We start from the raw sequence: 23,188 nt of genomic DNA, 5'->3' as shown, positions 1-23,188 counted from the left end.
GATGTGCTCATTTCTTCTCCCAGCGATGCGTCCGACCCCACGGTAGAGAACCTAGCGTGTCCCCGTCGGATGGCCCATGAACACCGTCACTCTGTGGTGGATCGGCCACCGCCGCACCGCGTCGCTCGTGACCGTCCACGGCGCGAGCGCGACCGCCGTCGACACGGAAGAGACGGCCCTGCGAGTATGGACCGCATGGGTTCACCGGAAGCGAGTCCCGCGAGCGACGAGGACGCGTTGCCCAGCCGGGCCGAGGTGCTGGTCGTCGGCGCGGGCCCGGCCGGATCGGCGTCGGCGGCATGGGCGGCGCGGGCGGGACGGGACGTGGTGCTCGTCGATTCCGCCGTTTTTCCCAGGGACAAGACCTGCGGTGACGGGCTCACCCCGCGCGCGACCGCCGAACTGGAGCAACTCGGTCTCGGCGAGTGGGTGCGCGCGCACATCGTCAACCACGGCCTCCGGATGACCGGCTTCGGCCGCGAGGCGCTGCTGAGCTGGCCGGGCGGTTCCTTCCCGACGTACGGCAGCGCGGTCCCCCGTACCGAACTCGACGACAAGCTGCGCGAGACGGCGGTGAAGTCCGGCGCGCGCATGGTGGACGGGACGAAAGTGGTCGACATCACCCGTGACGGCGACCGGGTCACCGGTGTGACGGTGCGCACGGCCGACGGCACTCGGACGATCGCTTGCCGGACGCTGGTGGTCGCCGACGGAGTGCGTTCACCGATCGGGCGGCTGCTCGGGCGCACCTGGCATCGGCAGTACGCGTACGGCACCGCGGCGCGCGCCTACATCAAGTCCGGCCGCAGCGACGACCAATGGATCACTTCGCATCTGGAGTTGCGCGACGCCGCGGGCGAGCTGGTTCCCGGCTACGGCTGGGTGTTCCCGCTCGGCAACGGTGAGGTGAACATCGGCGTCGGGTCGCTGGCCACGGAGCGGCGGCCCTCGCACATCGCGTTGAAACCGCTGCTGGGGCACTACACCGCGCTGCGCAGCGAGGAATGGCAGTTCGAGGGCTCGCTGCGCGCGGTGGCGTCGGCCCTGCTTCCGATGGGTGGCGCGGTCTCGAACGTGGCCGGACGCAACTGGGTCCTGATCGGTGACGCCGCCGGCTGCGTGAACCCGCTCAACGGCGAGGGTATCGATTACGGCTTGGAGGGCGGTCACATGCTGGCCGACCTGCTGGACGAGCCCGACTTCACCGCGGTCTGGCCGCAGGTGCTGCGCGCCCGCTACGGACGCACGTTCTCCGTGGCCCGGCGGATCGCCGGACTGGCCACCCACCCGCGCATGGTGCCGCTGGGTGGTCCCCCCGTGATGCGCTCGAAGTATTTGCAGCGCACGGCCGTCCGGGTGATGGGCAACCTGGTGACCGACGAGGACGTCGACCTGACCGCGCGGGCCTGGCGGATGGCGGGCCGGGCGTCGCTGCGCTTCGACGAACGCCAGCCGTTCGGATAGGGACGGTGGCCGGCGCGATGGGCGAACAACGAGCCCGCGGATTGCCCGCGCTGTCTCTGCTCCCGCATCTGCGCCGAGCCAGGGACCTGGCGGACCGGCGTTACGCCGACCCGCTCGATCTGGACGAGCTGGCGGCGGCCGCCGGGGTGTCGAAATACCACTTCTTGCGCGCGTTCGCCGCGGTCTACGGCCTCACCCCCGCCGCCTACCTGGCCGAGCGGCGCATCGAACGCGCGCAGGATCTGCTCCGGGCGACCAACCTCACGGTCACCGAGGTGTGCATGGTGGTCGGTTACAGCAGTCTCGGCTCGTTCAGCAGCAAGTTCCGCCAGCTGGTCGGGGTCACGCCATCGGAGTATCAAGCGAAGTTCGCCGACGGCGCTCCGCGCATCCCCGGTTGTTTCGTCTTCATGCACGGGCTGTCGGACCGCAAGCGGACCGGCTGAGCAAACGGCGCAATTTCGGAGAAGCCCGCGGCGAGGCGCGCGCCATAGCCTGGGCCGCATGACGACGATTACGAACGTTTCCCTGGTCACGGTGTATGTCACGGACCAGGACGCAGCAAAACAGTGGTATGTCGACAAGCTCGGCTTCGTCGAGACCAGCGATGTCACGATGGGCGACAACGGTTTCCGCTGGGTCACCGTCGCGCATCCCGCGCAGCCGGAGCTGGAGATCACGCTGATGCTCCCGGGCCCGCCGCTGGACGAGCACTACGCCGACGCCGTCCGGCGCGCGCTCGCCAACGGTACGCACGGTTCGCTCGGCTTGCGGACCGAGAACTGCCAGAAGACCTTCGAAGAACTCACCGCCAAGGGTGTGGAGTTCGTTCAGCCGCCCGCCGAGCGGCCCTACGGGACCGAGGCGATCATCCGGGACAACTCCGGGAACTGGCTGGTGCTGATGGAGCCGAAGGAGTACTCGCCAAAGGACTTCGCCTAGAGGTGCCTAGGGCGAAGGGAAGTTGCCCCGGCGCACGCCGGGGCAACTCGCACGCTCAGGCGGTCGGCTTCGCGGACAGCCATTCCTCGATGAATTTGCGCTCGCTGTTGAGCACCCGGTGGTGCAACTGTTCGGCGAGCGGCTCGATCGCGCCGCCGACCAGTGGCACCTTCACCTGAACGGTGCCAACGACCTCGATCTCGGAACCTTCCGCTGTGGAGCGGATCTCGTAGGTGCCGGACATCACGGTATTGATGCCGCCGGTGCTGGCCTCGAAGGCGCCCTTGGCCACCTCGCCGACCAGCGGCTGCCAGTTGTCGGTGCGATCGAAGGTGAGCTCGCTCTTGAGGACCTTGCGCACCAGCGCCGGTACCTTGTCCTGCGCGGCCTTCTCGGTCATGTGGATGCGGATGGTGCCCGCCCCGTCCGGATGCGACAGCTCCAACGTCGCGGTCGGGGCGTCGGCGAAGCGAGCCCGCCAGACGTCATCGGTGGTGAGTGCCCGGTGGAGATCTTCGACCGGGACGGTGTAAGGCACGGTGAAGCTGAATTTTCGGGACATGGCCGTCACCGTAGCCGAGCCGCTCGGTAGCCTGTGGCGGTGTCGGAAACCAGTCGGTCCAGTGGGCGGCCGATCCGCCTGCGGCGGGCCAGGATCGGGGTGCTGATCGCCGCGACGGCGGTGAGCGTGCTCGTCGGGCTGCTGGTGCTGGCCGCTTGGCGCAACGACTACCTGATCAGCTCCGACAAGGGCAGCACCACGGCCGAGGTGCTCTCGGCGGGGCGGCTGCGCTCGGCGGTCATGTATGTCACACCCGATGGAGAGACGCATAATCCGAAGGTCGGCGTCCTGTATCCGACCAACCTGACCGCGGGTGAGCGGATTCGCGTGGAATACAGCCGCAGCGACCCCGACTTGGTGCGCGTGGAAGGCCGTGACGTGCGCGTCGCCATTCCACCCGCGCTGTCGGTCATCGTGGTGGTGTGGCTGCTCGCACTCCCCGCGCTGTGGTTGCTCACCCGCACGGGCAGGCGTGGTCCCGCTCCGGTGACCTGATCCGAGCGTGCCACCGCCCCGCAGCGTCGCGGCCCCGACAATTCGCCGGATCTTTCCGTGTCCTTCACTTCGGTGTGGCGGCGCGGCGCGGTGCACCCGTCACGCTGAGAAGGTGCGTGTAGCGATCGTCGCGGAGTCGTTCCTGCCGAATATGAACGGCGTCGTCAACTCCGTGCTGCGGGTGCTGGATCACTTGGACCGGCACGGGCACGATGCGCTGATCATCGCGCCGGACACCCCGCGCGGGCAGCCCACCGCACCGCGGCGCTATCAACGTTTCCCGGTACATCGGGTGCCCGCGGTCATGGTGCCGAAGATCAGCTCGCTGCCGGTCGGGTTGCCGCAGCCGGGCATCGTCTCGGCCATCGACGACTTCGACGCCGACGTGGTCCACCTGGCCTCGCCGTTCCTGCTCGGCGCGGGCGGACTGGGCGCGGCGCTGCGGCTGGACCTGCCGACCGTCGCGGTGTACCAGACCGACGTCGCGGGCTTTGCCAAGAGCTACGGGCTCGGCCTGGCGAGCCGGGCCGCCTGGAGCTGGACGCGGCGCATCCACGAAGGTGCCACCCGCACGCTCGCCCCGTCCCGGGCCGCCGCGGAGGACCTGGTCCGGCACGGTATCCCGCGCGTGCACCGGTGGGGCCGGGGTGTCGACATCGCGAGGTTCACGCCGAGCGCCCGCTCCGTCGAGTTGCGCGACTCCTGGCTGGGCGGCCGGGACCGCCTGCTGGTGGGCTTCGTGGGGCGGCTCGCCCCGGAGAAGCACGTCGAACGCCTCGCGGTGCTCGACGCCGACCCCGACATCCAGCTGGTGATCGTCGGCGACGGGCCGGAACGCCAGCGGCTGGCCCGTCTCATGCCGACCGCGGTGTTCACCGGCGAGCTCGGCGGTGACGAGCTGGCACAGGCGTACGCCAGCTTGGACGTGATGGCGCACGCGGGCGAGCACGAGACCTTCTGCCAGGGCGTACAGGAGGCGCTGGCGTCGGGAATCCCGGTGATCGGCCCCGACGCGGGCGGTCCGCGCGACCTGATCGCCCACTGCCGTAACGGCTACCTGCTGCCGGTGGACCGGTTCTGCGAGTTGTTGCCCAGCGCCGTCGCAGCGCTGCACGATCCGCGGCTGCGGAGCCGGTTCGCCGGAGCGGCCAGGAAGTCGGTGCTGTCGCGGACCTGGCCCGCCATCTGCACCCAGCTGATGGGCCACTACGCCGAGGTGACCGGTACCCGGATTCGGTTGCCGCATACGGCCTGAGAGCCGGCTCGGCGTGACGGAAGTATCCCCGTGCCACGCTCGGTTCGGAACAGACCGCGAGTTAGGGTCTTGGCGTGGCGAAAACGCAATCGAACCGGGCCTCGTTGGACAAGCAGCCGCGCGAAGTCGCGTCGATGTTCGACGGCGTCGCCCGTCGCTACGACCTGACCAATACGGTGATCTCCGGGGGGCAGGACCGCTACTGGCGCTGGGCGACCCGCAAGGCACTGGCGCCGCGGCCGGGCGAGCGATTGCTCGATCTGGCCGCCGGAACCGGTGTGTCCACCCTGGAGCTGCAGAAATCCGGAGCCTGGTGCCTGGCGGCCGACTTCTCCAAGGGCATGCTCAGCGCGGGCCGGTTCCGCGATGTGCCGATGGTGGCGGCCGACGCGATGGCGCTGCCGTTCGCCGACGACTCCTTCGACGCGGTGACCATCTCGTTCGGGCTGCGCAATGTGGCCGACACCGACCTCGCCTTGCGCGAGATGCTGCGCGTCACCAAACCCGGCGGCAGGTTGGTCGTCTGTGAGTTCTCCGCACCGGTTCTCCCGCTGTTCCGCACGATCTACCTGGAATACCTGATGAAGGCGCTACCCAAAGTGGCGCGCGTGGTGAGCAGCAATCCCGACGCGTACATCTACCTCGCCGAATCCATCCCGGACTGGCCGAATCAGCGCAGGCTGGCGATGCGGATCGCGGCGAACGGGTGGTCGTCGGTGAAGTGGCGCAACCTCACCGGAGGAGTGGTCGCCCTGCACCGGGCGTACAAGCTCGGCTGAGCCCGGAGATCCTGATCACACCTCACCGCCGGATTCGTGTGCGGTGAGGTGGAATGTCACCTGGCGATAACGCGAGGTAAATCCCGCGCAATCGGCGGTCCGCATGATCGAAGGCATGTCTGACGCAGTGACCGGCCGCAGCGACGGCACCGCCCGAACGGCGTGCTCGTACTGCGGCGTGGGCTGTGGAATCACGGTGCGGACCGCTTCGAACGACGCGGGGCAGCCGGTGATCGCCAAGGTCAGCGGCGACAAGTTGCACCCGGCGAACGCGGGCAGGCTGTGCACCAAAGGCGCGACCCATGCCGAGCTGATGCGCACCCCCGGGCGGATGGAAACCGCCTACCGGCGCTTCGAGCGCGGCCAGGTCCCGGTGCCGTTCCCTGTCGACGAGGCCGTGCACGAGGCCGCCACCCGGCTGCGGGCGATCCTGGACGAGCACGGTCCGGACGCGATCGCGCTGTATGTCTCCGGGCAGATGTCGCTGGAAGCGCAGTACCTCGCCACCAAGCTCGCCAAGGGCTATCTGCGCACGGTGCACATCGAGGCGAACTCGCGGCTGTGCATGGCCAGTGCGGGCACCGGGTACAAACAGTCCCTCGGTGCGGACGGGCCGCCCGGCTCCTACGACGACTTCGAGCACGCGGACCTGTTCTTCGTGATCGGCGCGAACATGGCCGACTGCCATCCGATCCTGTTCCTGCGGATGGCCGACCGGCTCAAGGCGGGCGCGAAGCTGATCGTGGTCGATCCGCGGCGCACCGAGACCGCCGAGCGCGCCGACCTCTTCCTGCAGATCGCGCCCGGCACGGATCTGGCGCTGCTGAACGGACTGCTGCACCTGCTGGTCGCCGACGGTGACATCGACGCGGAGTTCATCGCCGAGCACACCGAAGGCTGGGAGGCGATGCCGGAGTTCCTGGCCGACTATCCGCCGCAGCGGGTGGCCGAGATCACCGGACTGTCCGAGGCCGACATCCGGACCGCCGCCCAGTGGATCGGCGCGGCGGGCGAGTGGATGTCGCTGTGGACGATGGGCCTCAACCAGTCCACGCACGGCACCTGGAACACCAACGCGCTGTGCAACCTGCACCTGGCCACGGGGGCCATCTGCCGTCCCGGCAGCGGGCCGTTCTCGCTGACCGGGCAGCCGAACGCGATGGGCGGGCGGGAGATGGGCTACATGGGCCCAGGGCTGCCCGGCCAGCGCAGTCTGCTCTCCGCCGAGGACCGCGCGTTCGTGGAGACCGCGTGGCAGCTCGAGCCCGGCGCGCTACGCGCCGAAGCCGGGCCCGGCACGGTGGAGATGTTCCGCGGACTGGCCGAAGGGGAGATCAAAGCGGCCTGGATCATCTGCACCAATCCCGTGGCCACCGTGCCGAACCGCAAGACGGTGATCGCGGGACTCGAGGCGGCCGAACTGGTGATCGCCCAGGACGCCTACACCGAAACCGCGACCAACGCCTACGCCGACCTCCTGCTCCCGGCCACGCTGTGGGCGGAAGCCGACGCGGTGATGGTGAATTCCGAACGAAATCTCACCCTGCTGCAACAGTCGGTCCCGCCCATCGGCGACGCGCGGCCGGACTGGCGGATCATCGCCGATATCGCCACCGCGATGGGGTTCCCCGGCTTCGACTTCGCCTCCAGCGCCGAGGTGTTCGACGAGATCAAGCGGTTCGCCAACCCCGCGACCGGCTACGACCTGCGCGGCGTCAGCTACGAGGCGCTGCGCGACGGTCCGATGCAGTGGCCGTGCGCGCGGCCGGAGCAGCGGCGCAATCCGATCCGCTACCGCAACGACGGCGTCAGCCAGACGCTGTTCGTCGACGAGAACGGGCACCGGCCCCGGCTGGCCTTCGCCACGCCGAGCCGCCGCGCGGTGTTCTGGCCGCGGCCGCACATGCTGCCGGAGGAGATGCCGGACGACGACTACCCGTTCCTGCTGAACACCGGCCGCCTACAGCATCAGTGGCACACCATGACCAAGACCGGCAAGATCGACAAGCTGACCAAGCTGAACGGACAGCCGTTCGCCGAGGTGCACCCGGCCGATGCCGAGCGTCTCGGGTTGCACGAGGGCGACCAGCTCGAGATCGCCTCCCGCAGGGGCCGGGCCGTGCTGCCGGTGCAGGTCAGCGACCGAGTGCGCCAGGGAGATTGCTTCGTGCCGTTCCATTGGAACGACGAGCAAGGCGAATACCTGACCATCAACGCGGTCACCAACGACGCGGTCGACCCGGCCTCGCTGCAACCGGAGTTCAAGGCGTGCGCGATAGCGCTGCGCCGGGTGGCCGCCGTGCCGCGACCGAAATCGCCCGACGCCCTGCCCGCGACGGAGTCGGCGCACCCGCTGGCGGCCGTGCTCGGTCTCGACAGCGGCACCGCGCCCACGCTCAGCGAAACCGAGCGGATCTATCTGAGCGGTTATCTGGCCGCGCTGCAATCGCTTCCGGTGACGGGTCAGCCGGTGCTCCCGGAGTCGGCGCCGATGTCCGCGCACAGCAGGTTGTGGGTCGACGGTCTGCTGGCAGGCATGTACTCGCGTGCGGCGGCGGGCTCGGCGCCCGCGACGGACGCGGGTGACATCGGGCACGCGATCACCGTCCTGTGGGCCTCGCAGACCGGCACCGCCGAGGAATTCGCCGCCACGGTCGCGGCGCACCTCGCCGAGCACGGCTTCGCGCCCCGCCTGCTGGACCTGGATTCCTGCGAGCTGAGCGCGATCCAGGGTGACGTGCTGGTGGTCAGCAGCACCTTCGGCGACGGCGGGCCGCCGGACAACGGAGCCGATTTCTGGGATCGGCTGGCCGACGGCGCCGTGCGGCTGACCGGCGTGCGGTACGCGGTGTTCGCCCTCGGCGACTCCTCCTATGACGACTTCTGCGGCTACGGCCGCAAACTCGACGAGAGATTCGCCGCACTGGGCGCTACCCGGCTGCTCCCGCGCGTCGACAGCGAACCCGACTACGAAGACGCGGCCCAGCGCTGGCTCGACGACGTGCTCGCCGCGTTCGGCGACGGCCCGGCCGAGAGCCCGGACTTCCCCACCGCACTTCCGGCGCACGGTGCGACCGACTCGAGGCGGTCCACCCCCCGTGGCGGTGGAGTCGCGACCATGGAGTTGCCGACCGCCGCACCAGCGCTCGGCCGCCACCGTGGCGCACTCACACCGTTCACTCGCACGGCGCCCTTGCGTGCTCCACTCGTGCGCAACGAGTTGCTGTCGACCGCGGAGTCGTCGAAAGAGGTGCGCCGCTTCGGGTTCGATCTGCGCGGTCTGGACGCGGCCTACGAGGTGGGCGATTCGCTGGGCGTGTGGCCGGTGAATTCCACCTCGCTGGTCACCGAATGGCTGGCCGCGACCGGGTTGGACGGCCGTCGCGTCGTCGAGGTCGACCAACGCGAACTCCCCTTGGCCGAGGCGCTGCGCACGCATTACGACATCACGAAGGTCGGGCAGGATCTGCTCGGCTTCCTCGCCGAGCGCAACCACAACGGCAAGCTCGCCAAACTGCTGCGCCGGGACAATCGCAACGAGCTGGCGAGCTACCTGTGGGACCGGCAGGCCGTGGACGTGCTGCGCGACTTCCCGGTGCGGGCCGATCTGGTGGAGTGGCTCGGCACGCTGAAGAAACTACAGCCGCGCCAGTATTCGATCTCGTCGAGTCCGCTGGTCAGCCCGGACGAGGTGGAGCTGACCGTCGGCATCGTGCGTTACGGCGATCCCGCTGCCACCGGTTCGGCGGCGCGGCGCGGCGGAGTGTGCTCGACCTTCCTCGCCGACCGGGCGCACGCCGACCGCACCGACCCTGCGGTGCCGATCTTCCTGCAGCGCGCACCGCATTTCCGTCCGCCCGCCGACCCGACCGCACCGATGATCATGGTCGGCCCCGGCACGGGTATCGCGCCCTTCCGCGGGTTCCTGCACGAGCGCAGGGCCCTCGGCTGCACCGGCCGCAACTGGTTGTTCTTCGGCGATCAGCATGCGGCGCAGAACTTCTACTACCGCGCCGAGCTGGAGGACATGTTCCGTTCCGGCTTCCTCACCCGCCTCGACCTGGCCTTCTCCCGCGACCAGCGCGAGCGGATCTACGTGCAGCACCGCATGATCGAGCACGGCGCCGAGCTGTGGTCCTGGCTGCGCGAGGGCGCCCATTTCTACGTCTGCGGCGACGCCAGCCGCATGGCCAAAGACGTCGACGAGGCGCTGCTGCGCATCGCGCGCGTCCACGGCAAGCTCGACGAGGACGGCGCACTGGCCTTCAAGAAGCAACTCGTCGCCGAAAAACGTTACGTCCGCGACGTCTACTGATGTTTCAGTTCGCCAGTACCACCTGAGACGGAGGAAAGGCTTGCCGTGGATGAGCCGACATACGACGAGTTGACGGACTCCATCGTTCGCGCCGGGAACTGGGAGGGTTTGAAAATCTCGGTTCGGGAAGGCATTCCGTACATCGTCGAACGCGATGGCGTGGCGCTGGCTCCTCCCGTCGCCATGCGATTCACTCCGGACACGCTGCGGGACTACTACCGGAAGGTTGCGGAGGACGCTCTGCGTGGCAGGCCTGAATCCCCCTGGGACTGGTGGATGGACTTGATGTCCACCCACCTCGGCGAGGCGATGTACGACATGGACCGCGTAGGCGGTCCAGTCGTGATCACGATCGGTGAGTTCGGCTCCACCGCGACCCCGGTCGGAGCGGATTGACGATCGTTCCCCCGCGTTCACACCGCGGGCGGGTTCAGGCGGGTGAAGTCCGGGAGACGGTAGTACGGGTAGTAAGGGTAGGGCGGGGTGGTGGCGCTGGCTTTGTCCAGGCGGGCGACCTGGTCGGGGGTGAGTTCCCAGCCGACGGCGCCGAGATTCTGGCGCAGCTGCTCCTCGTTGCGGGCGCCCACGATGACGGTCGAGACGGTGGGGCGGCGCAGTAGCCAATTGAGGGCGATCTGCGGGACCGTCTTGCCGGTCTCGGCGGCCAACTCGTCGAGGACGTCGACCACGTCGTAGAGCTTCTCCTCGTCCACCGGCGGGCCCGCCTCGGCGGTCCGGTGCAAGCGGCTGCCTTCCGGGAGTGGCCGTCCGCGACGAATCTTGCCGGTGAGCCTTCCCCAACCCAGCGGACTCCATACCACCGCGCCGACACCCTGGTCGCGGCCCAGCGGCATGAGTTCCCACTCGTAGTCGCGCCCGACCAGCGAATAGTAGACCTGGTGAGCGACGTACCTGGTCAGGCCGTTGCGATCCGCCGTGGCAAGGGATTTCATCAACTGCCAACCCGCGAAGTTGGACGCGCCGACATAGCGGATCTTGCCCGCGCGCACCAGATCGTCCAGTGCCGCGACGACTTCCTCCACCGGCGTGCCCGCGTCGAAAGCGTGCAGCTGGAACAGATCGATGTAGTCGGTACGGAGCCTGCGCAGCGACCCCTCCACCGCACCGATCAACCTGGCCCGGCCGGACCCGGCGTCCAGCGGACCCGGGCCGGTCGGCAGTGTCGCCTTGGTGGACAGCAGCACCCGATCACGCCTGCCCTTGACCGCGGCGCCCAGCACCTCCTCGGAGGCGCCGTCGGAGTAGACGTCGGCGGTGTCGAACATGCTGACACCGGCGTCCAGACTGATGTCGACCAGCCGTCGCGCCTGCTCGGCGTCGGTGTCGCCCCACGCGCCGAACAATTCGCCCCGACCGCCGAAGGTGCCCGCCCCGAAGCTCAGGGCCGGCACGTGCAGGCCCGATGAGCCGAGCCGCCGGTACTCCATCTGCGTGTCCACCGTCTGATCGTTCACTGGAGCACCCTCCTAAAGGGTCTATAGTTCCGTTAACGATTCGAACGATACACCCGTCCACGCTTAAATGAAACTGGAGTGCCGTTATGGAGCTTGAAGACGCCACACCCGGCTCGGTTCGACCAGGTGGACGGACCGCGCGGGTCCGCGCGGCCGTCCTCCAGGCGGCGGGCGATTTGCTGGCCGAACGCGGCTTCGCCCATCTGGACCTCGCCGAGGTCGCGGCTCGCGCCGAAGTAGGCAAGACCACCGTCTACCGCCGCTGGCGCACGCCCCCCGGCCTGATCGCCGACCTACTGGTCGGCATGGCCGAACAGTCGCTGCCACGCGTGGACACCGGCTCGCTACTCGGCGATCTCACCGCCAACGCCCGCCTGGTCGCGAAGACACTCTCCGACCCCCGCCAAGGCAGGCTCTTCCGCGCCGTGATCGCGGCCGCCACGTGCGACGAGTCGGCCGCGTCCGCCCTGCGCCGCTTCTACGACGTCCGGCTCACCGAATGGTCCGCCTGTGTGGATGCCGCCATCGCGCGAGGTGAAGCGCCCGAGCACACCGACGCACGCGCGGTGCTTTCCGCCGTGTCGGCCCCGCTCTACTACCGGCTGCTCGCCAGCGGCGACCCGATCGATGACGCCGCGGCGGACATGGCCGCCCAGGCCGCCGTCGACGCCGTCACCGCGGGCACCTTCGTGACCACCGGTGGACGGCACTGAGCCGACTCCGGCTAGTCGAGCACCGCTGCCCTGGTCTCGGCAGTCCAGTCGGCGCGGCGGCCGGTGAACGCGAGGACCCGCTCCCAGTCGGACGCCGCCGCCGCGACCGGCACCACCGGCCCGAACAAGCCCGGCACGCCCTCGGCGGGAGTGTCGCGCAGCATGTCCAAGAGAATCGCGCCGGACCGGGCATCACACGTGAAAGGCTGGCCGGTGGCCTTCGCCAGATCCCAGCCGTGCACGACCACCTCGTCCAGCGCGAACCTGGCCATCACCGGGGCGGGCTGGCTCACCCCACCCGCCTCCGTCACGCCGTCCCAGGCCGCGGGCTCCCGCCACGCTGCTACCAGGGCATCGAGCCGGGCAGGGATGCGCGAGCGCCAATCTTCCGGCAGGGCGCGCTCGGCAGGGGAATCCGGCGCGACGGACCTGCCGACGGCCTCCTTGGTGGCCGACTGACGAAACGCCTCGGTCAGATCGTCGACGTGCGCGAGCAGAGCACCGACCGTGATGTCCGCGCAGGGTGTCGGCGCCGCGAGCTGGTCGTCGGTGATGCGGCCGATCACTGTCGCCAGCGCGGTAGCGGCCGGTTCGAAATCGAATTCCGGATTCATCGGATCTCCTGAGCCGGGGATATGTTCAACCATGTAGACACAACCGCCGCGCGGAATTCATCGGTCCGGAGGGAACGCGCCGAGCCAGCGCCGCCGCCGCGTGAGCGCTCCGGTCAGCCGTCCGACGCGATGCGGTCGGTTTGTCCGCGATGGACGGCGAGCGCGGTATGCAGGAAGTCCAGGATCAGCGAAAGCTGGGCGGCGTCGTAGCGATCGAGAGCCTGCGCACCTGCCCGGCCGACGGGTTCGAAGATCCGCTCCGCCACCTCTCGCGCAGCGGTGGTGGCGGTTACCAGCACGCGCCGCCGATTGGACGGATCCTGACCGCGCACGACGAATCCGGCACGTTCCAGTCGATCGATCGCCGCGGTGGTGGCCGCGGGGCTGAGTTTCACCGCGGCACTCAGCTCGCCCGCAGGCAGCGGGCCACGGCCGAGCACCACATCCAAGCACCGCATATCGGTGCGGTTCACGCCGAGGTGTGCGGCGACCGCCTCGTCGAAGACGTCGAAGCTCTGCTGAAGCAGCCGCAACTGCATGCCGATTTCGCCGATGAGCTTATCTTTCGACATTCTAAACTTTCTGTTATCGTAACTTTCGTTGATCGAAATCATAGCACGGAGGCGCACCGCCATGACCGACACCCGCGACCGCACCGACGACGACGCCCGGATCCGGGCGCTGTTCGGAGACCTCATGCAGGCGTGGACCGACAACGACGCCGATGCCTACGCCGGGTATTTCACCGACGACTCCGACTACGTGTCCTATGACGGCACCCGCGCCATCGGCCGCGCCCAGCACCAGCACAATCACGACAAGCTCTTCCGAGGCGTGCTGGCAGGCTCCGCACTGGTCGGCGACGTGGAGTCGATCCGCTTCCTCACCTCCGACGTGGCGATCCTGCACGGCACCGCGTCGGTACTGATGCCATGGCGCTCGCGGCTGCCCGAGCGCAGGCTGTCGCGCCAGACACTGGTGCTGGTACGCACGTCCGAAGGCTGGCGGGTAACCGCGATTCACAACGGCCGGGTCCGCCCGGTCGCGATCCCCGAACCGGATTCCTTTCCGGCCGAGATGTCGCACCTCATGGGCCGCCTCGCGCGCAAGCTCGGACTCGGATCGCGCAGGCCCGCTCCGTGATCGGCACGCGCGAGACCGAACCGTCCCGACCGGCTCGCCACACCGCCGTTACCTACTCGTAGCGGCGAAATGCGCTGGAAAAGCGGACAATTGGTAGATGAAGGGTGATCGGGTGGAGATCGTCGTCGACGTGGGCGACGGGTCTCGCAGTTACGAGATCGCGGCTACCCGGGCGGGGCGGCGGGTCGAGGTACGGATCGCGCGCGGCGTGGTCGAAGTCAGCGAAGTGACGCGATCGGGGACGGCGGTGCGGACCGCTCGATTCATGGCCGGGCGCACCCTCGCACTCGTCGAGCACCCCGCCGACGCGACGGCGCCGCAGATCGGCGAAGAACGACAACGTTGACGGGGAGATGCTTGCCGTACGGTCCTGCCGCGGGCATCCTCGATGCAGCCGAAGTTGAACGTCCGCCTCGATTGCGGCGCGCCACGACGGGTATGCCGATCGAGAGGCCTACATGGAGAGGAGCGCACGATGTCAGATCCCCTTGCCGACGCGGTCCCGGAGGCCGATCTCGCCGAGCAGTCCGTTCCGGCGTATCCGGAGGAGCCGGTGCTCGCCGACGACCTGCCGGAAGAGGACGTCGTCGAGCGGGCGATCCTGGAGCGCGACATCTTGGAGGCGAACCCCGCGGACGTGATCGAACAGTCCATCGCGGTTCCGATCGATGACGATCCCGAGGAGGACCTCGGCTACTGACCGCCCCGGCCCGCGCTCAGGGCTAAATCTTCGCCCGCACCGTCGTGTGCAGTTCGCGCAGGCTCGACCGCTCGGTGGCCACCTCCAGCACGCGCACGCCGTGGGCGTGCCCGGTCAGCTCGGTGGCCAGTTGCTGCGGGTCCACCTGCCGGTGCGGGATGCGGTAGGCGGCGCACAGTGCGGCGAGATCCATGCCGTGCGGGGTGCCGAAGACCCGCTCGAACACGCCCGCGTACTGCGGGTCGCCCTGTTCGAGCAGCTCGAAGATGCCGCCGCCGTCGTCGTTGGCGACCACGATGGTCAGATCGGCCGGCCGCGGTTCGCCGGGTCCGATGAGCAGGCCGGACGCGTCGTGCAGGAACGTCAGGTCACCGATCAGCGCGATGGTGCGCCCCTCGTGATGCAGAGCGGCGCCGACGGCCGTGGACACCGTGCCGTCGATACCGGCCACGCCGCGATTCGACAGCACTTCGATCCCCGGCCGCGGATGCGACACCAGCGCGGCGTCACGCACCGGGTTCGAGGCGCCGAGCAAGAGTTGGTCACCTTCGCGCAGCGCGTCCATGACGACAGCGGCGACGTGCAGCCCGGTGGGTTTCGGGTGCCGGGCCAGTTCGGCCCGCACCACTTGCTCGGCTTTGGCGTTCAGTTCGCGGCAGTGCTCCAGCCATTGCGCTCTGGGCGTGCCGGTGATGACAGCACGCGTGCCGGTTCCCACCACATTGCCGGACACGTCGGGCCATCGCGGCCCGGTGGTCAGCGCGTAGACCCGCACGTCGGGATCCGCGAGCACCTTCGAGACCTGCCGGTGCAAAGTGGGGCGGCCGGTGATGATCGCCTGCTTCGGCCGCAGCAGCGGCAGCGCCAACGGGTGCAGCGCCGGACCGTGCATGGGGGCGGTGGGCTCCGCGACGGTCGGCAGATGCGCCAGCTCAGGGCGCAACCCGGCGCCGTGTCCGGAGATGACGACGGTGTCCGGGGTGAGGTCCAGTTCGAGCGGCACGTCGAGCGTCGCGTACTGGGTCTCGGTCCAGGCGCACTCGCCCGCGCGACCGGCGGGAGCCGACTCGCCGGTCGCGAGGTCGGGGACCAGCGGCTCGCGCAGCGGCACATCGAAGTGCACCGGGCCCGCATTGCCGGAGCGGGTGCCGCGCGCCGCCGCGAGCACCCGGCAGACCGCTGAGCGCCACTGGCTGTTCTGGTGGCCGTACGGCTGGTGATCGCCGTCGCCCGCCTCCTCCTCTGCCAGACCCAGCGAGATGGTGGCGCGTACCTGGCTGCCGAACAGGCCGAACTGCTCGACGGTCTGGTTGGCGCCGGAGCCGAGCATCTCGTAGGGCCGGTTGGCGCTGAGCACCACCAGCGGGACCCTGGCGTAGTTCGCCTCCAGCACGGCAGGCCCGAGGTTGGCCACCGCGGTGCCCGAGGTCATCACGACGGGGACGGGGAGCCGGCTGGCGATCGCGAGCCCGACGGCGAGGAATCCGGCCGTCCGCTCATCGATCCGCATGTGCAGCCGCAGGCGCCCGGCCGCGTCGGCAGCCTGCAGGGCGAAGGCCAGCGGAGCGTTCCGGGAGCCGGGGCACAGGACGACATCCCGCACGCCCCCGCGCACGAGTTCGTCGACGACGACCTGCGCTTGTGCTGTAGACGGGTTCACGCCTCCAGACTGGCAGACAGTCAACTAGAAGTCGCCGCCGGGAGGCTCGCAATCACACTGTGTCATCGCACACCCTGCGGCTTCGCGCAGTGGCTCGCCCATGAATCACCCGCACCGCCGCCATCGACCGGAGCGTGATCCGGTATCCCGCGTCGCGCCCTCGTGCGTCGGCTCCCTCGCCGTCTCCATAGGGGGTCGGCCTCGAGGCTCATCAATCGCTGCGTGACCCCACCGGTTCGGCCAAGCCTTTCGAGCGAAGCGAGACCGAGCATCGTCCGTTCACGGCCCGGCTCGTGTCCGTGTGGCCGTCGCGTAGGCGACGAACGAGCAAGCGGCGGCCGCTGGGGTCGCGAACCTTGATGGGGCCGCGAACACGCCGCGTGGAAGGCGCGGCAAACGAACAAGCCCGCCAGTCACCGGGTGCCGCGAACCCTAGCGACCAAGCGCCGGCAAAACCGAACAGCCGAGAGCACCCAGCATGGAAGGCGCTGGGAACAAACGCAGCTCGCGTCCGAGCGACCGACCCGTCCGCGACGAAGTCGTCGGCGGTGGCCGCTCGGACGCGAGCCGTACAGGGGCGCGAACTCGCGCTGCCCGACGCGCTGTGCACAAGCACAGCGCTAGGAGATCACTTGGCGTGCTTCTCGATCAGGTCGCCGACCCGCGGGAGCGCCTCGATGACGTTCTTCTTCGCCGAGGAGCGCATCGAGGAGTAGACCTTCTTCAGGGCGGGGCGAGTGGAGGACTCGGCCCGGGCGTCGGTGACGGCGAGCAACGCCTCGGCGACCTCGTCGGACTTGGCGACGAGCAGATCGGCGAACTTGCCGGAGCCCGACGCGGCGTATTCCTGCCAGAACGGCTCCAGCTGCGCGACGAGCTTGGGCGCCAACGACTCCAGCGCATCGGGCACGATGGACGGGCTGATCTTCTTGACCGCCGCGTAGCCACCCTTCACAGCCAGGCCGGACGCACCACCCTTGTCCGAGACCTCGGCGTCGAGAACCTCGACGGCGTCGGCAAGGAAAGCCGGGCGCTTCGCGTCGTCGAGCAGGGATTCAGACAGTGCTGCAACCACTTTCAGGTTCCTCCGGATCGGTATCGATGAACGAGCGAGGGCAACTATACGCACCCGCGCCAGCATTCACCCGGCTATGGCTGCCAGGGCAGCAACTCCACCATAAGGCCTTCGCAGTCCGCGAGCAGATCGCCCTGCTCATCGCGCAATTCAGCGGTGATGAAAGTCTTGCGCCCTTCGATCCGGTCGACCCGCCCGCGAACCGTCAGCGGTGCTTCCAGCGGAGTGATCTTGCGGTAGTTCACGTGCAGGTACGCGGTGCGACTGATCGGCCGTCCGGCGTAGTGCACGATCATGCCGAGCAGGTCGTCGAACAGCAGCGGCAGCACTCCGCCGTGCGCGGCCCCGTTTCCGCCGAGATGGAAGCGGCGGAACACACCGGTCATCTCGATGCCGTCCGGCCCCGCCTCGACCACCTGCCACGGCAGCAGCAGAAGGCTTCCCCGCCCGGGCAATTCGACGGCGCGGCCCGCCGGGCCCTGCAACTCCGGCGCGCGGTGGGGCTCCAGCAGCTCGATCAGTTCGCGGGCTTTGGCCTGCGCGGCCCCGAAGACGTCGTCCGGCGCGTCCGCCGACACCGCCAGATCCTGCAACGTCCGCATCGCTTCCACGAACCCGCCGAAGTTCGGCCCCACCCGCGCAGGCGTGACCTTCGGAAATCCCCCGTGCTTCTCGTACCGGGAGGCATCCACCGCAGTCCGGTCGATAACCGGTTTCACTCGCTCGCTCATACTTGCACGGTAACGCGTAGTTTTACACCGTCAAATCGAAGTCCGGCGCACACGGCGGCAAGCCGGTCGCCGGCACGCGTCCGAGCACCGCCACGAACCGTGCTGTCCGAGACACTCATAGAGCCCGACGGACTCATGAGTCGCATCCCGACGCCACCACACCGGCTCGACCACCGGTTTCGAGCGAAGCGCGACCGAGCATCCGCCGTTCGTGGCCCGGCTCGCGTCCGAGTGGCCGCCGCGCAGGCGACGAAGGCGCTGCGAATCGGACACAGCGATAATCACAAGGTGACGTTCAATCCGAAGCTGTGGCGTCCCGTTCCGGGATTCGAGAACCTGACCGACATCACCTATCACCGGCACATCGAACAGGGCACGGTTCGTGTCGCATTCGACCGGCCGGAGGTGCGCAATGCGTTTCGCCCGCATACGGTCGACGAACTCTATCGGGCCCTCGACCACGCCCGGATGACGCCGGACGTCGGCGCGGTTCTGCTCACCGGCAACGGCCCCAGCCCCAAGGACGGTGGCTGGGCCTTCTGTTCCGGCGGTGACCAGCGGATTCGCGGTCGCAGCGGATACCAGTACGCCAGCGGCGACACCGCGGACACGGTCGACCAGGCTCGCGCGGGCCGGCTGCACATTCTGGAGGTGCAGCGGCTGATCCGCTTCATGCCGAAGGTGGTGATCGCGCTGGTGAACGGCTGGGCCGCGGGCGGAGGGCACAGCCTGCACGTGGTCTGCGACCTCACCCTGGCCAGCCGCGAGCACGCCCGCTTCAAGCAGACCGACGCCGACGTGGGCAGCTTCGACGGCGGCTACGGCAGCGCGTACCTGGCCAAGATGGTCGGCCAGAAGTTCGCCCGCGAGATCTTCTTCCTCGGCCGCCCTTACACCGCCGAGGAAATGCATCAGATGGGCGCGGTGAACAAGGTGGTCGACCACGCCGAGCTGGAGGACGTCGCGCTGGAGTGGACCGCCGACATCAACGGCAAATCGCCGCAGGCTCAGCGCATGCTGAAGTACGCGTTCAATTTGCTGGACGACGGGCTGGTCGGCCAGCAACTGTTCGCGGGTGAGGCGACGCGGATGGCCTACATGACCGATGAGGCCGTCGAAGGCCGTGACGCGTTCCTGCAGAAACGCCAGCCGGACTGGACCCCCTACCCCTGGTACTTCTGACATGGACATTCTCAGCAGCCGGGTCATCCTGCGGCCCGCCGACTACGAGGTCACCCTCGCGTTCTACCGGGACGGGCTCGGCCTGGCGATCGCGCGGGAGTATCCCGGCGGCACGGTCTTCTTCGCCGGCCAGTCGCTGATCGAGGTGGCCGCGCACGGCGGATCGGGCCGGGCGTCATCGTTCGAGGGCGCCATCTGGCTCCAGGTGCGTGAACTGTCCGACGCGGCCGCGGAGTTGGCGCTGAAGGGCATCCCGATCGACCGCGCCCCGGTCGAAGAGCCGTGGGGTTTGCACGAGATGTGGGTGCACGACCCGGACGGGGTGCCGATCGTGCTCGTGGAAGTCCCGCCGTCCCATCCGATCAGACGGGATTCTCGCTGGTCACCGTCGTAGCGATGATTCCGTTCGGTAGCTCGGCGGGCAACACCGAGTTGCCAACGCGACAACCGGCGAGGACGATAACGCTCGGATGGCCACCCGACCGCCGACGTCCGGGCCGGCTGCGTCCGTGTCCCGTCCGACGAGTGAATCGCAGTCTCGATGTCTGTCGTACTTGAGCCCCGATCCGACCGGGTGGCCGCGCCGCGGGTGCGCCACTCCGGCATACCGACCCGTTCCGCGTGCGGCGACGCGGGCATGACACGATCCCTACCGTGAGGGAGTGCAGCGAGCGAGCCGTGGGTACAGCGGCTCTGAGCACGACCGCGCCTGGTGAGCGGCGAGGCACGGTATGAGTAAGACACTGCGAACCTTGCCGATGCCCACCGGGTCCGGTCTCGGCGACGTCATGCCGCACCTGCGGGAGGCGCTGGAAGGTAGCGGGTCCGCCTGGCTGCCCATTCCCACCAGCGACCGGCGTGAGGCCAGACGCCTGAGCGACGCCCTGTCGCCGGGCGAGCCGATCGATGACGAGATCGCTCTGGTGGTGACCACCTCCGGCACCACGGGCGTGCCGAAGGGCGCGATGCTCGGCACGGCGGCTCTGCGCGCGAGCGGCACCGCGACACACGACCGGCTCGGCGGCCCCGGCAACTGGTTGCTGGCCCTGCCGACCCATCACATCGCCGGTATCCAGGTGCTGCTGCGCAGCATCCTGGCGGGGACCGAACCCACCGTGCTGGACGTGTCCGGCGGATTCCTGCCCGAGGCCCTGGCGGGCGCCATTTCGGGGATGCGCGGGGAACGCCGCTACACGGCCCTGGTGCCCACCCAGTTGATCAAGGCGCTCGAATCGCCGGTCGCCGCTGCCGCGCTGGCCGAACTCGACGGCGTGCTCGTCGGCGGCGCGGCCACTCCGTTGCCGGTCTACGAGCGCGCGCGAGCGGCCGGCATCCCCGTGGTCCGCACCTACGGTATGAGCGAGACCTGTGGCGGCTGCGTGTACGACGGCGTGCCGTTGGACGGCGCGAAGGTGCGTATCGAGGACGGCAGGGTCGTCCTCGGCGGCGCGATGCTCGCCTCGGGGTACCGCAATCAGCCCGACCATCCCGCGTTCGCCGAGCCGGGTTGGTTCCGCACCGAGGACGAGGGCACCTTCGACAACGGCGTGCTCAGCATCACCGGACGGCTCGACGAGGCGATCACGACCGGCGGCCTGCTGGTGATCCCGCAGGTGGTCGAGGCCGTGCTGATCAACCACCCGGCGATCAGCGAAGTGGTGGTGCTCGGCCTACCGGACGAACGACTCGGCCAGCGCGTCGCCGTAGCGGTGATCCCCGCCCCCGGCGCGGCTCCCAGCCTGGCCGAACTGCGCGAATACGTGGTCGCCGAACTGGACGCCATCGCCGCTCCCCGCGAACTCGCCGTCCTCGACGAGTTCCCGCTCCGCGGCCCGGGCAAGCCCGACCGCGCCAAACTGCGCGAATACCTGTTGGCCGAATCGTCGCACTAGCGGTCGTCTGCGGCACTCGCGACGCGGCAGGATCCCGCTGCCGCGGATCCGAGCAATCGCGGCGCGCGGCTACGGCGAAGCGGCTGTGGGCCGCTCGGACCCGAGCCGTCAGAGGGTCGCGAACACACGACACCGAGAAGACAGAGCTGTGCAAGCGCGGTGCAAGCCCGGGTGGCCACAGTAGTCCGCATGACTTCTTTCGCACCAACTTCAGCGCTCGCCGTCGAGGCGGACGGCCTGGTCAAGGTGTTCGGGGAACAGCGAGCCGTGGACGGGGTGAGCTTGGCGGTGCCGCGGGGCTCGGTGTACGGCGTGCTCGGACCGAACGGCGCGGGCAAGACCACGACCATCCGCATGCTCGCGACCCTGTTGCGACCGGACGGCGGCAGCGGGCGCATCTTCGGCCGTGACGTGGTCGCCGAGCCGACGGCGGTCCGCTCGCTCATCGGCGTAACCGGGCAGTACGCCTCGGTCGACGAGGACCTGACCGCCACCGAGAACCTGATCGTCTTCTCCCGCCTGCTCGGCCTGAGCCGAATCGACGCCCGGCGCAAAGCGACCGAACTGCTGGAGGAGTTCGACCTCACCGAGGCGGCGAGCAAGCCGCTGCGGAACTTCTCCGGCGGCATGCGGCGCAGGCTCGACCTGGCGGCCAGCTTGATCGCGACGCCGCCGCTGCTGTTCTTGGACGAACCGACCACCGGCCTCGACCCGCGCACCCGCGCCCAGATGTGGGAGACCATCCGCCGCCTCGTTCGCGACGGGGCGACGGTGCTGCTCACCACGCAGTATCTGGACGAGGCCGATCAGCTGGCCGACCGGATCGCGGTGATCGACCGCGGAAAGGTGATCGCCGATGGCACGGCCGACGAACTGAAGGCCTCGGTGGGTGGTTCCTCACTGCACTTGACCCTGGTCGATCGCGGGCAGCTGGAGGAAGCGCGCCGTATCATCGGCGATTTCCTCGGCGCCGAGGCGCAGATCACCCCGGAAGCCGGGCGGCTCACAGCCCCGCTGACCGACGCCGGTGTCACCGCTGACCTGCTGATCCGCCTGCGCGAGTGGGAGATCGGCGTCGACGAGATCACCGTGAACAAGCCCAGCCTGGACGAGGTCTTCCTCACCATTACCGGCCACCCGGTCGAAGACACCACCGACGAGTCCGAAAGGAGCGCGGCATGAGCGTCAGGCCCGGAGGCGGCAGCGTGCGTAACCACGAAGGGCCCGCGCATGCCGACAACGAACACAGCATGAGCGTCATCGCGACCGACACCGTCGCACACCATGCGGCACCGACCGCGATTCCCGAAGTGAGCAACCGCGTTCCGCTGGGTCGAGCGGTGACCAGTTCGCTCACCATGGCCTACCGCGGCCTGTTGAAGATCAAGCACAAGCCCGAGCAGCTGTTCGACGTGACGGTGCAGCCGATCCTGTTCACCGCCTTGTTCGCCTACATCTTCGGTGGCGCCATCGGCGGCAGCGTGCAGGACTACCTGCCGGTTCTGGTCCCCGGCATCCTGGTGCAGACCGTGGTGCTCACGTCGGTCGTCACCGGTACCCAGTTGCGCGAGGACATGGACAAAGGTGTCTTCGACCGGTTCAAATCCCTGCCGATCGCGCGTATCTCGGCGCTCGCGGGCGCGCTGTTGGCGGACATGGTGCGCTATGTCATCGCCACCGTGCTGACCATCGTCGTCGGCCTGGTGATCGGCTACCGCCCGGAGGGCGGCGTGCTGGGCGTCGTCGCGGCGGGTCTGGTCATCGTGGCCTGCTCGTTCGCGATCAGCTGGATCTGGGCGCTGGTCGGGGTCACCGGCAAGAGCGCGGCGGGCGTGCAGGGCATCTCGATGATGATCATGTTCCCCCTGACCTTCATGTCCGGCGCCTTCGCCTTGGTGAGCACGATGCCGGGCTGGATGCAGGGGCTCAATCACGTCAACCCGGTGTACTACATGGTGAACGCGTGCCGCGGGCTGATGAACGGCGCCGGCTTCGGCGGCGACCTGGCGTGGTCGCTGATCGGGTCGCTGGTCGTCATCGCGATCTTCGCCCCGCTGACCGTCAAGGCGTACATGCGCCGGGCGTGAGACGCGCGCACGCGAGACGGCGGCACGCCGGGGGTGACGACCAGTCCACCGGCGTGCCGCCGTCGTGCTCGCGATTCCGCTCAGCCGACACGGCGCCGCGGGAG

24 protein-coding genes are annotated in these 23,188 nt (G+C 69.0%); 17 read left to right on the top strand and 7 right to left on the bottom strand.

Features of this window, described 5'->3' with window-relative positions:
- Positions 1 to 195: 195 nt before the first annotated feature.
- The 3 genes from GVY39_RS07760 to GVY39_RS07750 are packed head-to-tail and all read left to right on the top strand — an operon-like array spanning position 196 to position 2,406.
- Entirely contained in the window at positions 196 to 1,464 is a 1,269-nt protein-coding gene (locus GVY39_RS07760; protein ID WP_159921380.1) for a geranylgeranyl reductase family protein, read from the top strand.
- 17 nt (positions 1,465 to 1,481) lie between these two features.
- Positions 1,482 to 1,910 carry a helix-turn-helix transcriptional regulator gene (locus GVY39_RS07755; RefSeq protein ID WP_159921382.1) on the top strand — a complete coding sequence of 143 codons (429 nt, stop codon included), beginning with the start codon at positions 1,482 to 1,484 and terminating at the stop codon, positions 1,908 to 1,910.
- A 58-nt stretch (positions 1,911 to 1,968) separates the two neighbouring features.
- Complete coding sequence (locus GVY39_RS07750; RefSeq protein ID WP_159921384.1) at positions 1,969 to 2,406, top strand: VOC family protein; 438 nt, start codon at positions 1,969 to 1,971, stop codon at positions 2,404 to 2,406.
- A gap of 55 nt (positions 2,407 to 2,461) precedes the next feature.
- Here the strand turns inward: GVY39_RS07750 and GVY39_RS07745 are convergent, their stop codons facing one another.
- Entirely contained in the window at positions 2,462 to 2,968 is a 507-nt protein-coding gene (locus GVY39_RS07745; protein ID WP_159921386.1) for a DUF2505 domain-containing protein, read from the bottom strand.
- 39 nt (positions 2,969 to 3,007) lie between these two features.
- Here GVY39_RS07745 and GVY39_RS07740 point away from each other — a divergent pair, with 39 nt between their 5' ends.
- From GVY39_RS07740 to GVY39_RS07720, 5 genes are all read left to right on the top strand, one after another.
- Complete coding sequence (locus tag GVY39_RS07740; protein ID WP_159921388.1) at positions 3,008 to 3,463, top strand: DUF3592 domain-containing protein; 456 nt, start codon at positions 3,008 to 3,010, stop codon at positions 3,461 to 3,463.
- 112 nt (positions 3,464 to 3,575) lie between these two features.
- Complete coding sequence (locus GVY39_RS07735) at positions 3,576 to 4,718, top strand: glycosyltransferase family 1 protein (protein ID WP_159921390.1); 1,143 nt, start codon at positions 3,576 to 3,578, stop codon at positions 4,716 to 4,718.
- A 74-nt stretch (positions 4,719 to 4,792) separates the two neighbouring features.
- On the top strand, positions 4,793 to 5,497 hold the full coding sequence (locus GVY39_RS07730) for a demethylmenaquinone methyltransferase (protein ID WP_159921392.1): 705 nt from the start codon (positions 4,793 to 4,795) through the stop codon (positions 5,495 to 5,497).
- A 115-nt stretch (positions 5,498 to 5,612) separates the two neighbouring features.
- On the top strand, positions 5,613 to 9,812 hold the full coding sequence (locus GVY39_RS07725; RefSeq protein WP_159921394.1) for a bifunctional nitrate reductase/sulfite reductase flavoprotein subunit alpha: 4,200 nt from the start codon (positions 5,613 to 5,615) through the stop codon (positions 9,810 to 9,812).
- Between the two features lie 45 nt (positions 9,813 to 9,857).
- Entirely contained in the window at positions 9,858 to 10,208 is a 351-nt protein-coding gene (locus GVY39_RS07720; protein WP_159921396.1) for a hypothetical protein, read from the top strand.
- 17 nt (positions 10,209 to 10,225) lie between these two features.
- On the opposite strand, the gene GVY39_RS07715 is transcribed toward GVY39_RS07720, so the two are convergent.
- Positions 10,226 to 11,260, bottom strand: a complete 1,035-nt coding sequence (locus tag GVY39_RS07715) for an aldo/keto reductase (protein WP_159921740.1) — start codon at positions 11,258 to 11,260, stop codon at positions 10,226 to 10,228.
- 113 nt (positions 11,261 to 11,373) lie between these two features.
- Here GVY39_RS07715 and GVY39_RS07710 point away from each other — a divergent pair, with 113 nt between their 5' ends.
- Positions 11,374 to 12,000, top strand: coding sequence for a TetR/AcrR family transcriptional regulator (locus GVY39_RS07710; protein WP_159921398.1), 627 nt, complete (start codon positions 11,374 to 11,376; stop codon positions 11,998 to 12,000).
- An 11-nt stretch (positions 12,001 to 12,011) separates the two neighbouring features.
- On the opposite strand, the gene GVY39_RS07705 is transcribed toward GVY39_RS07710, so the two are convergent.
- Together GVY39_RS07705 and GVY39_RS07700 are read right to left on the bottom strand one after the other, a co-directional pair.
- Positions 12,012 to 12,614: a TIGR03086 family metal-binding protein gene (locus GVY39_RS07705; RefSeq protein ID WP_159921400.1), complete on the bottom strand. Its 603-nt coding sequence runs from the start codon at positions 12,612 to 12,614 to the stop codon at positions 12,012 to 12,014.
- Positions 12,615 to 12,727: 113 nt separating this feature from the next.
- Positions 12,728 to 13,249 carry a MarR family winged helix-turn-helix transcriptional regulator gene (locus GVY39_RS07700; protein WP_236565310.1) on the bottom strand — a complete coding sequence of 174 codons (522 nt, stop codon included), beginning with the start codon at positions 13,247 to 13,249 and terminating at the stop codon, positions 12,728 to 12,730.
- Between GVY39_RS07700 and GVY39_RS07695 the strand changes: the two genes are divergently transcribed.
- The 3 genes from GVY39_RS07695 (at position 13,248) to GVY39_RS07685 (ending at position 14,457) form a co-directional block, all read left to right on the top strand.
- Entirely contained in the window at positions 13,248 to 13,757 is a 510-nt protein-coding gene (locus GVY39_RS07695) for an SgcJ/EcaC family oxidoreductase (RefSeq protein WP_159921402.1), read from the top strand. The two genes, GVY39_RS07700 and GVY39_RS07695, sit on opposite strands and share 2 nt — an antisense overlap.
- A 97-nt stretch (positions 13,758 to 13,854) precedes the next feature.
- Complete coding sequence (locus tag GVY39_RS07690) at positions 13,855 to 14,103, top strand: hypothetical protein (RefSeq protein ID WP_159921404.1); 249 nt, start codon at positions 13,855 to 13,857, stop codon at positions 14,101 to 14,103.
- Between the two features lie 129 nt (positions 14,104 to 14,232).
- Positions 14,233 to 14,457 carry a hypothetical protein gene (locus tag GVY39_RS07685; protein WP_159921406.1) on the top strand — a complete coding sequence of 75 codons (225 nt, stop codon included), beginning with the start codon at positions 14,233 to 14,235 and terminating at the stop codon, positions 14,455 to 14,457.
- 22 nt (positions 14,458 to 14,479) lie between these two features.
- Here the strand turns inward: GVY39_RS07685 and menD are convergent, their stop codons facing one another.
- From menD to GVY39_RS07670, 3 genes are all read right to left on the bottom strand, one after another.
- Entirely contained in the window at positions 14,480 to 16,117 is a 1,638-nt protein-coding gene (gene menD / locus GVY39_RS07680; protein ID WP_159921408.1) for a 2-succinyl-5-enolpyruvyl-6-hydroxy-3-cyclohexene-1-carboxylic-acid synthase, read from the bottom strand.
- A gap of 628 nt (positions 16,118 to 16,745) precedes the next feature.
- Positions 16,746 to 17,192: a hypothetical protein gene (locus GVY39_RS07675; RefSeq protein WP_159921410.1), complete on the bottom strand. Its 447-nt coding sequence runs from the start codon at positions 17,190 to 17,192 to the stop codon at positions 16,746 to 16,748.
- Between the two features lie 74 nt (positions 17,193 to 17,266).
- Positions 17,267 to 17,923, bottom strand: a complete 657-nt coding sequence (locus GVY39_RS07670; RefSeq protein WP_159921412.1) for a PaaI family thioesterase — start codon at positions 17,921 to 17,923, stop codon at positions 17,267 to 17,269.
- 288 nt (positions 17,924 to 18,211) lie between these two features.
- On the opposite strand from GVY39_RS07670, the gene GVY39_RS07665 reads away from it, so the two are divergent.
- From GVY39_RS07665 to GVY39_RS07645, 5 genes are all read left to right on the top strand, one after another.
- On the top strand, positions 18,212 to 19,105 hold the full coding sequence (locus GVY39_RS07665) for a 1,4-dihydroxy-2-naphthoyl-CoA synthase (RefSeq protein WP_159921414.1): 894 nt from the start codon (positions 18,212 to 18,214) through the stop codon (positions 19,103 to 19,105).
- A gap of 1 nt (position 19,106) precedes the next feature.
- The gene (locus tag GVY39_RS07660) at positions 19,107 to 19,499 is read left to right on the top strand and encodes a VOC family protein (protein WP_159921416.1); all 393 of its coding nucleotides are present in this window, start codon (positions 19,107 to 19,109) and stop codon (positions 19,497 to 19,499) included.
- Positions 19,500 to 19,836: 337 nt separating this feature from the next.
- Positions 19,837 to 20,997, top strand: a complete 1,161-nt coding sequence (gene menE, locus GVY39_RS07655; RefSeq protein ID WP_159921418.1) for an o-succinylbenzoate--CoA ligase — start codon at positions 19,837 to 19,839, stop codon at positions 20,995 to 20,997.
- A 189-nt stretch (positions 20,998 to 21,186) separates the two neighbouring features.
- On the top strand, positions 21,187 to 22,179 hold the full coding sequence (locus tag GVY39_RS07650) for an ATP-binding cassette domain-containing protein (protein ID WP_159921420.1): 993 nt from the start codon (positions 21,187 to 21,189) through the stop codon (positions 22,177 to 22,179).
- Between the two features lie 68 nt (positions 22,180 to 22,247).
- Positions 22,248 to 23,084 carry an ABC transporter permease gene (locus tag GVY39_RS07645; RefSeq protein WP_159921744.1) on the top strand — a complete coding sequence of 279 codons (837 nt, stop codon included), beginning with the start codon at positions 22,248 to 22,250 and terminating at the stop codon, positions 23,082 to 23,084.
- Positions 23,085 to 23,188 lie beyond the last annotated feature (104 nt).

This window comes from Nocardia sp. CY15 (genome assembly GCF_009829295.1).
In the GTDB taxonomy this organism is placed as follows: Bacteria; Actinomycetota; Actinomycetes; order Mycobacteriales; family Mycobacteriaceae; genus Nocardia; species Nocardia sputi.
This window is presented reverse-complemented; position numbering and strand designations above follow the sequence as displayed.

Excerpts from the sequence above, each read along its gene's own strand:
- GVY39_RS07760 (WP_159921380.1), top strand. The coding sequence starts at position 196 with ATGGGTTCACCGGAAGCGAGTCCCGCGAGCGACGAGGACGCGTTGCCC.
- GVY39_RS07755 (WP_159921382.1), top strand. The coding sequence starts at position 1,482 with ATGGGCGAACAACGAGCCCGCGGATTGCCCGCGCTGTCTCTGCTCCCG.
- GVY39_RS07750 (WP_159921384.1), top strand. The coding sequence starts at position 1,969 with ATGACGACGATTACGAACGTTTCCCTGGTCACGGTGTATGTCACGGAC.
- GVY39_RS07745 (WP_159921386.1), bottom strand. The coding sequence starts at position 2,968 with ATGTCCCGAAAATTCAGCTTCACCGTGCCTTACACCGTCCCGGTCGAA.
- GVY39_RS07725 (WP_159921394.1), top strand. The coding sequence starts at position 5,613 with ATGTCTGACGCAGTGACCGGCCGCAGCGACGGCACCGCCCGAACGGCG.
- GVY39_RS07715 (WP_159921740.1), bottom strand. The coding sequence starts at position 11,260 with ATGGAGTACCGGCGGCTCGGCTCATCGGGCCTGCACGTGCCGGCCCTG.
- GVY39_RS07710 (WP_159921398.1), top strand. The coding sequence starts at position 11,374 with ATGGAGCTTGAAGACGCCACACCCGGCTCGGTTCGACCAGGTGGACGG.
- GVY39_RS07705 (WP_159921400.1), bottom strand. The coding sequence starts at position 12,614 with ATGAATCCGGAATTCGATTTCGAACCGGCCGCTACCGCGCTGGCGACA.
- GVY39_RS07695 (WP_159921402.1), top strand. The coding sequence starts at position 13,248 with ATGACCGACACCCGCGACCGCACCGACGACGACGCCCGGATCCGGGCG.
- GVY39_RS07700 (WP_236565310.1), bottom strand. The coding sequence starts at position 13,249 with ATGGCGGTGCGCCTCCGTGCTATGATTTCGATCAACGAAAGTTACGAT.
- GVY39_RS07690 (WP_159921404.1), top strand. The coding sequence starts at position 13,855 with ATGAAGGGTGATCGGGTGGAGATCGTCGTCGACGTGGGCGACGGGTCT.
- GVY39_RS07685 (WP_159921406.1), top strand. The coding sequence starts at position 14,233 with ATGTCAGATCCCCTTGCCGACGCGGTCCCGGAGGCCGATCTCGCCGAG.
- GVY39_RS07670 (WP_159921412.1), bottom strand. The coding sequence starts at position 17,923 with ATGAGCGAGCGAGTGAAACCGGTTATCGACCGGACTGCGGTGGATGCC.
- GVY39_RS07660 (WP_159921416.1), top strand. The coding sequence starts at position 19,107 with ATGGACATTCTCAGCAGCCGGGTCATCCTGCGGCCCGCCGACTACGAG.
- menE (WP_159921418.1), top strand. The coding sequence starts at position 19,837 with ATGAGTAAGACACTGCGAACCTTGCCGATGCCCACCGGGTCCGGTCTC.
- GVY39_RS07650 (WP_159921420.1), top strand. The coding sequence starts at position 21,187 with ATGACTTCTTTCGCACCAACTTCAGCGCTCGCCGTCGAGGCGGACGGC.
- GVY39_RS07645 (WP_159921744.1), top strand. The coding sequence starts at position 22,248 with ATGAGCGTCATCGCGACCGACACCGTCGCACACCATGCGGCACCGACC.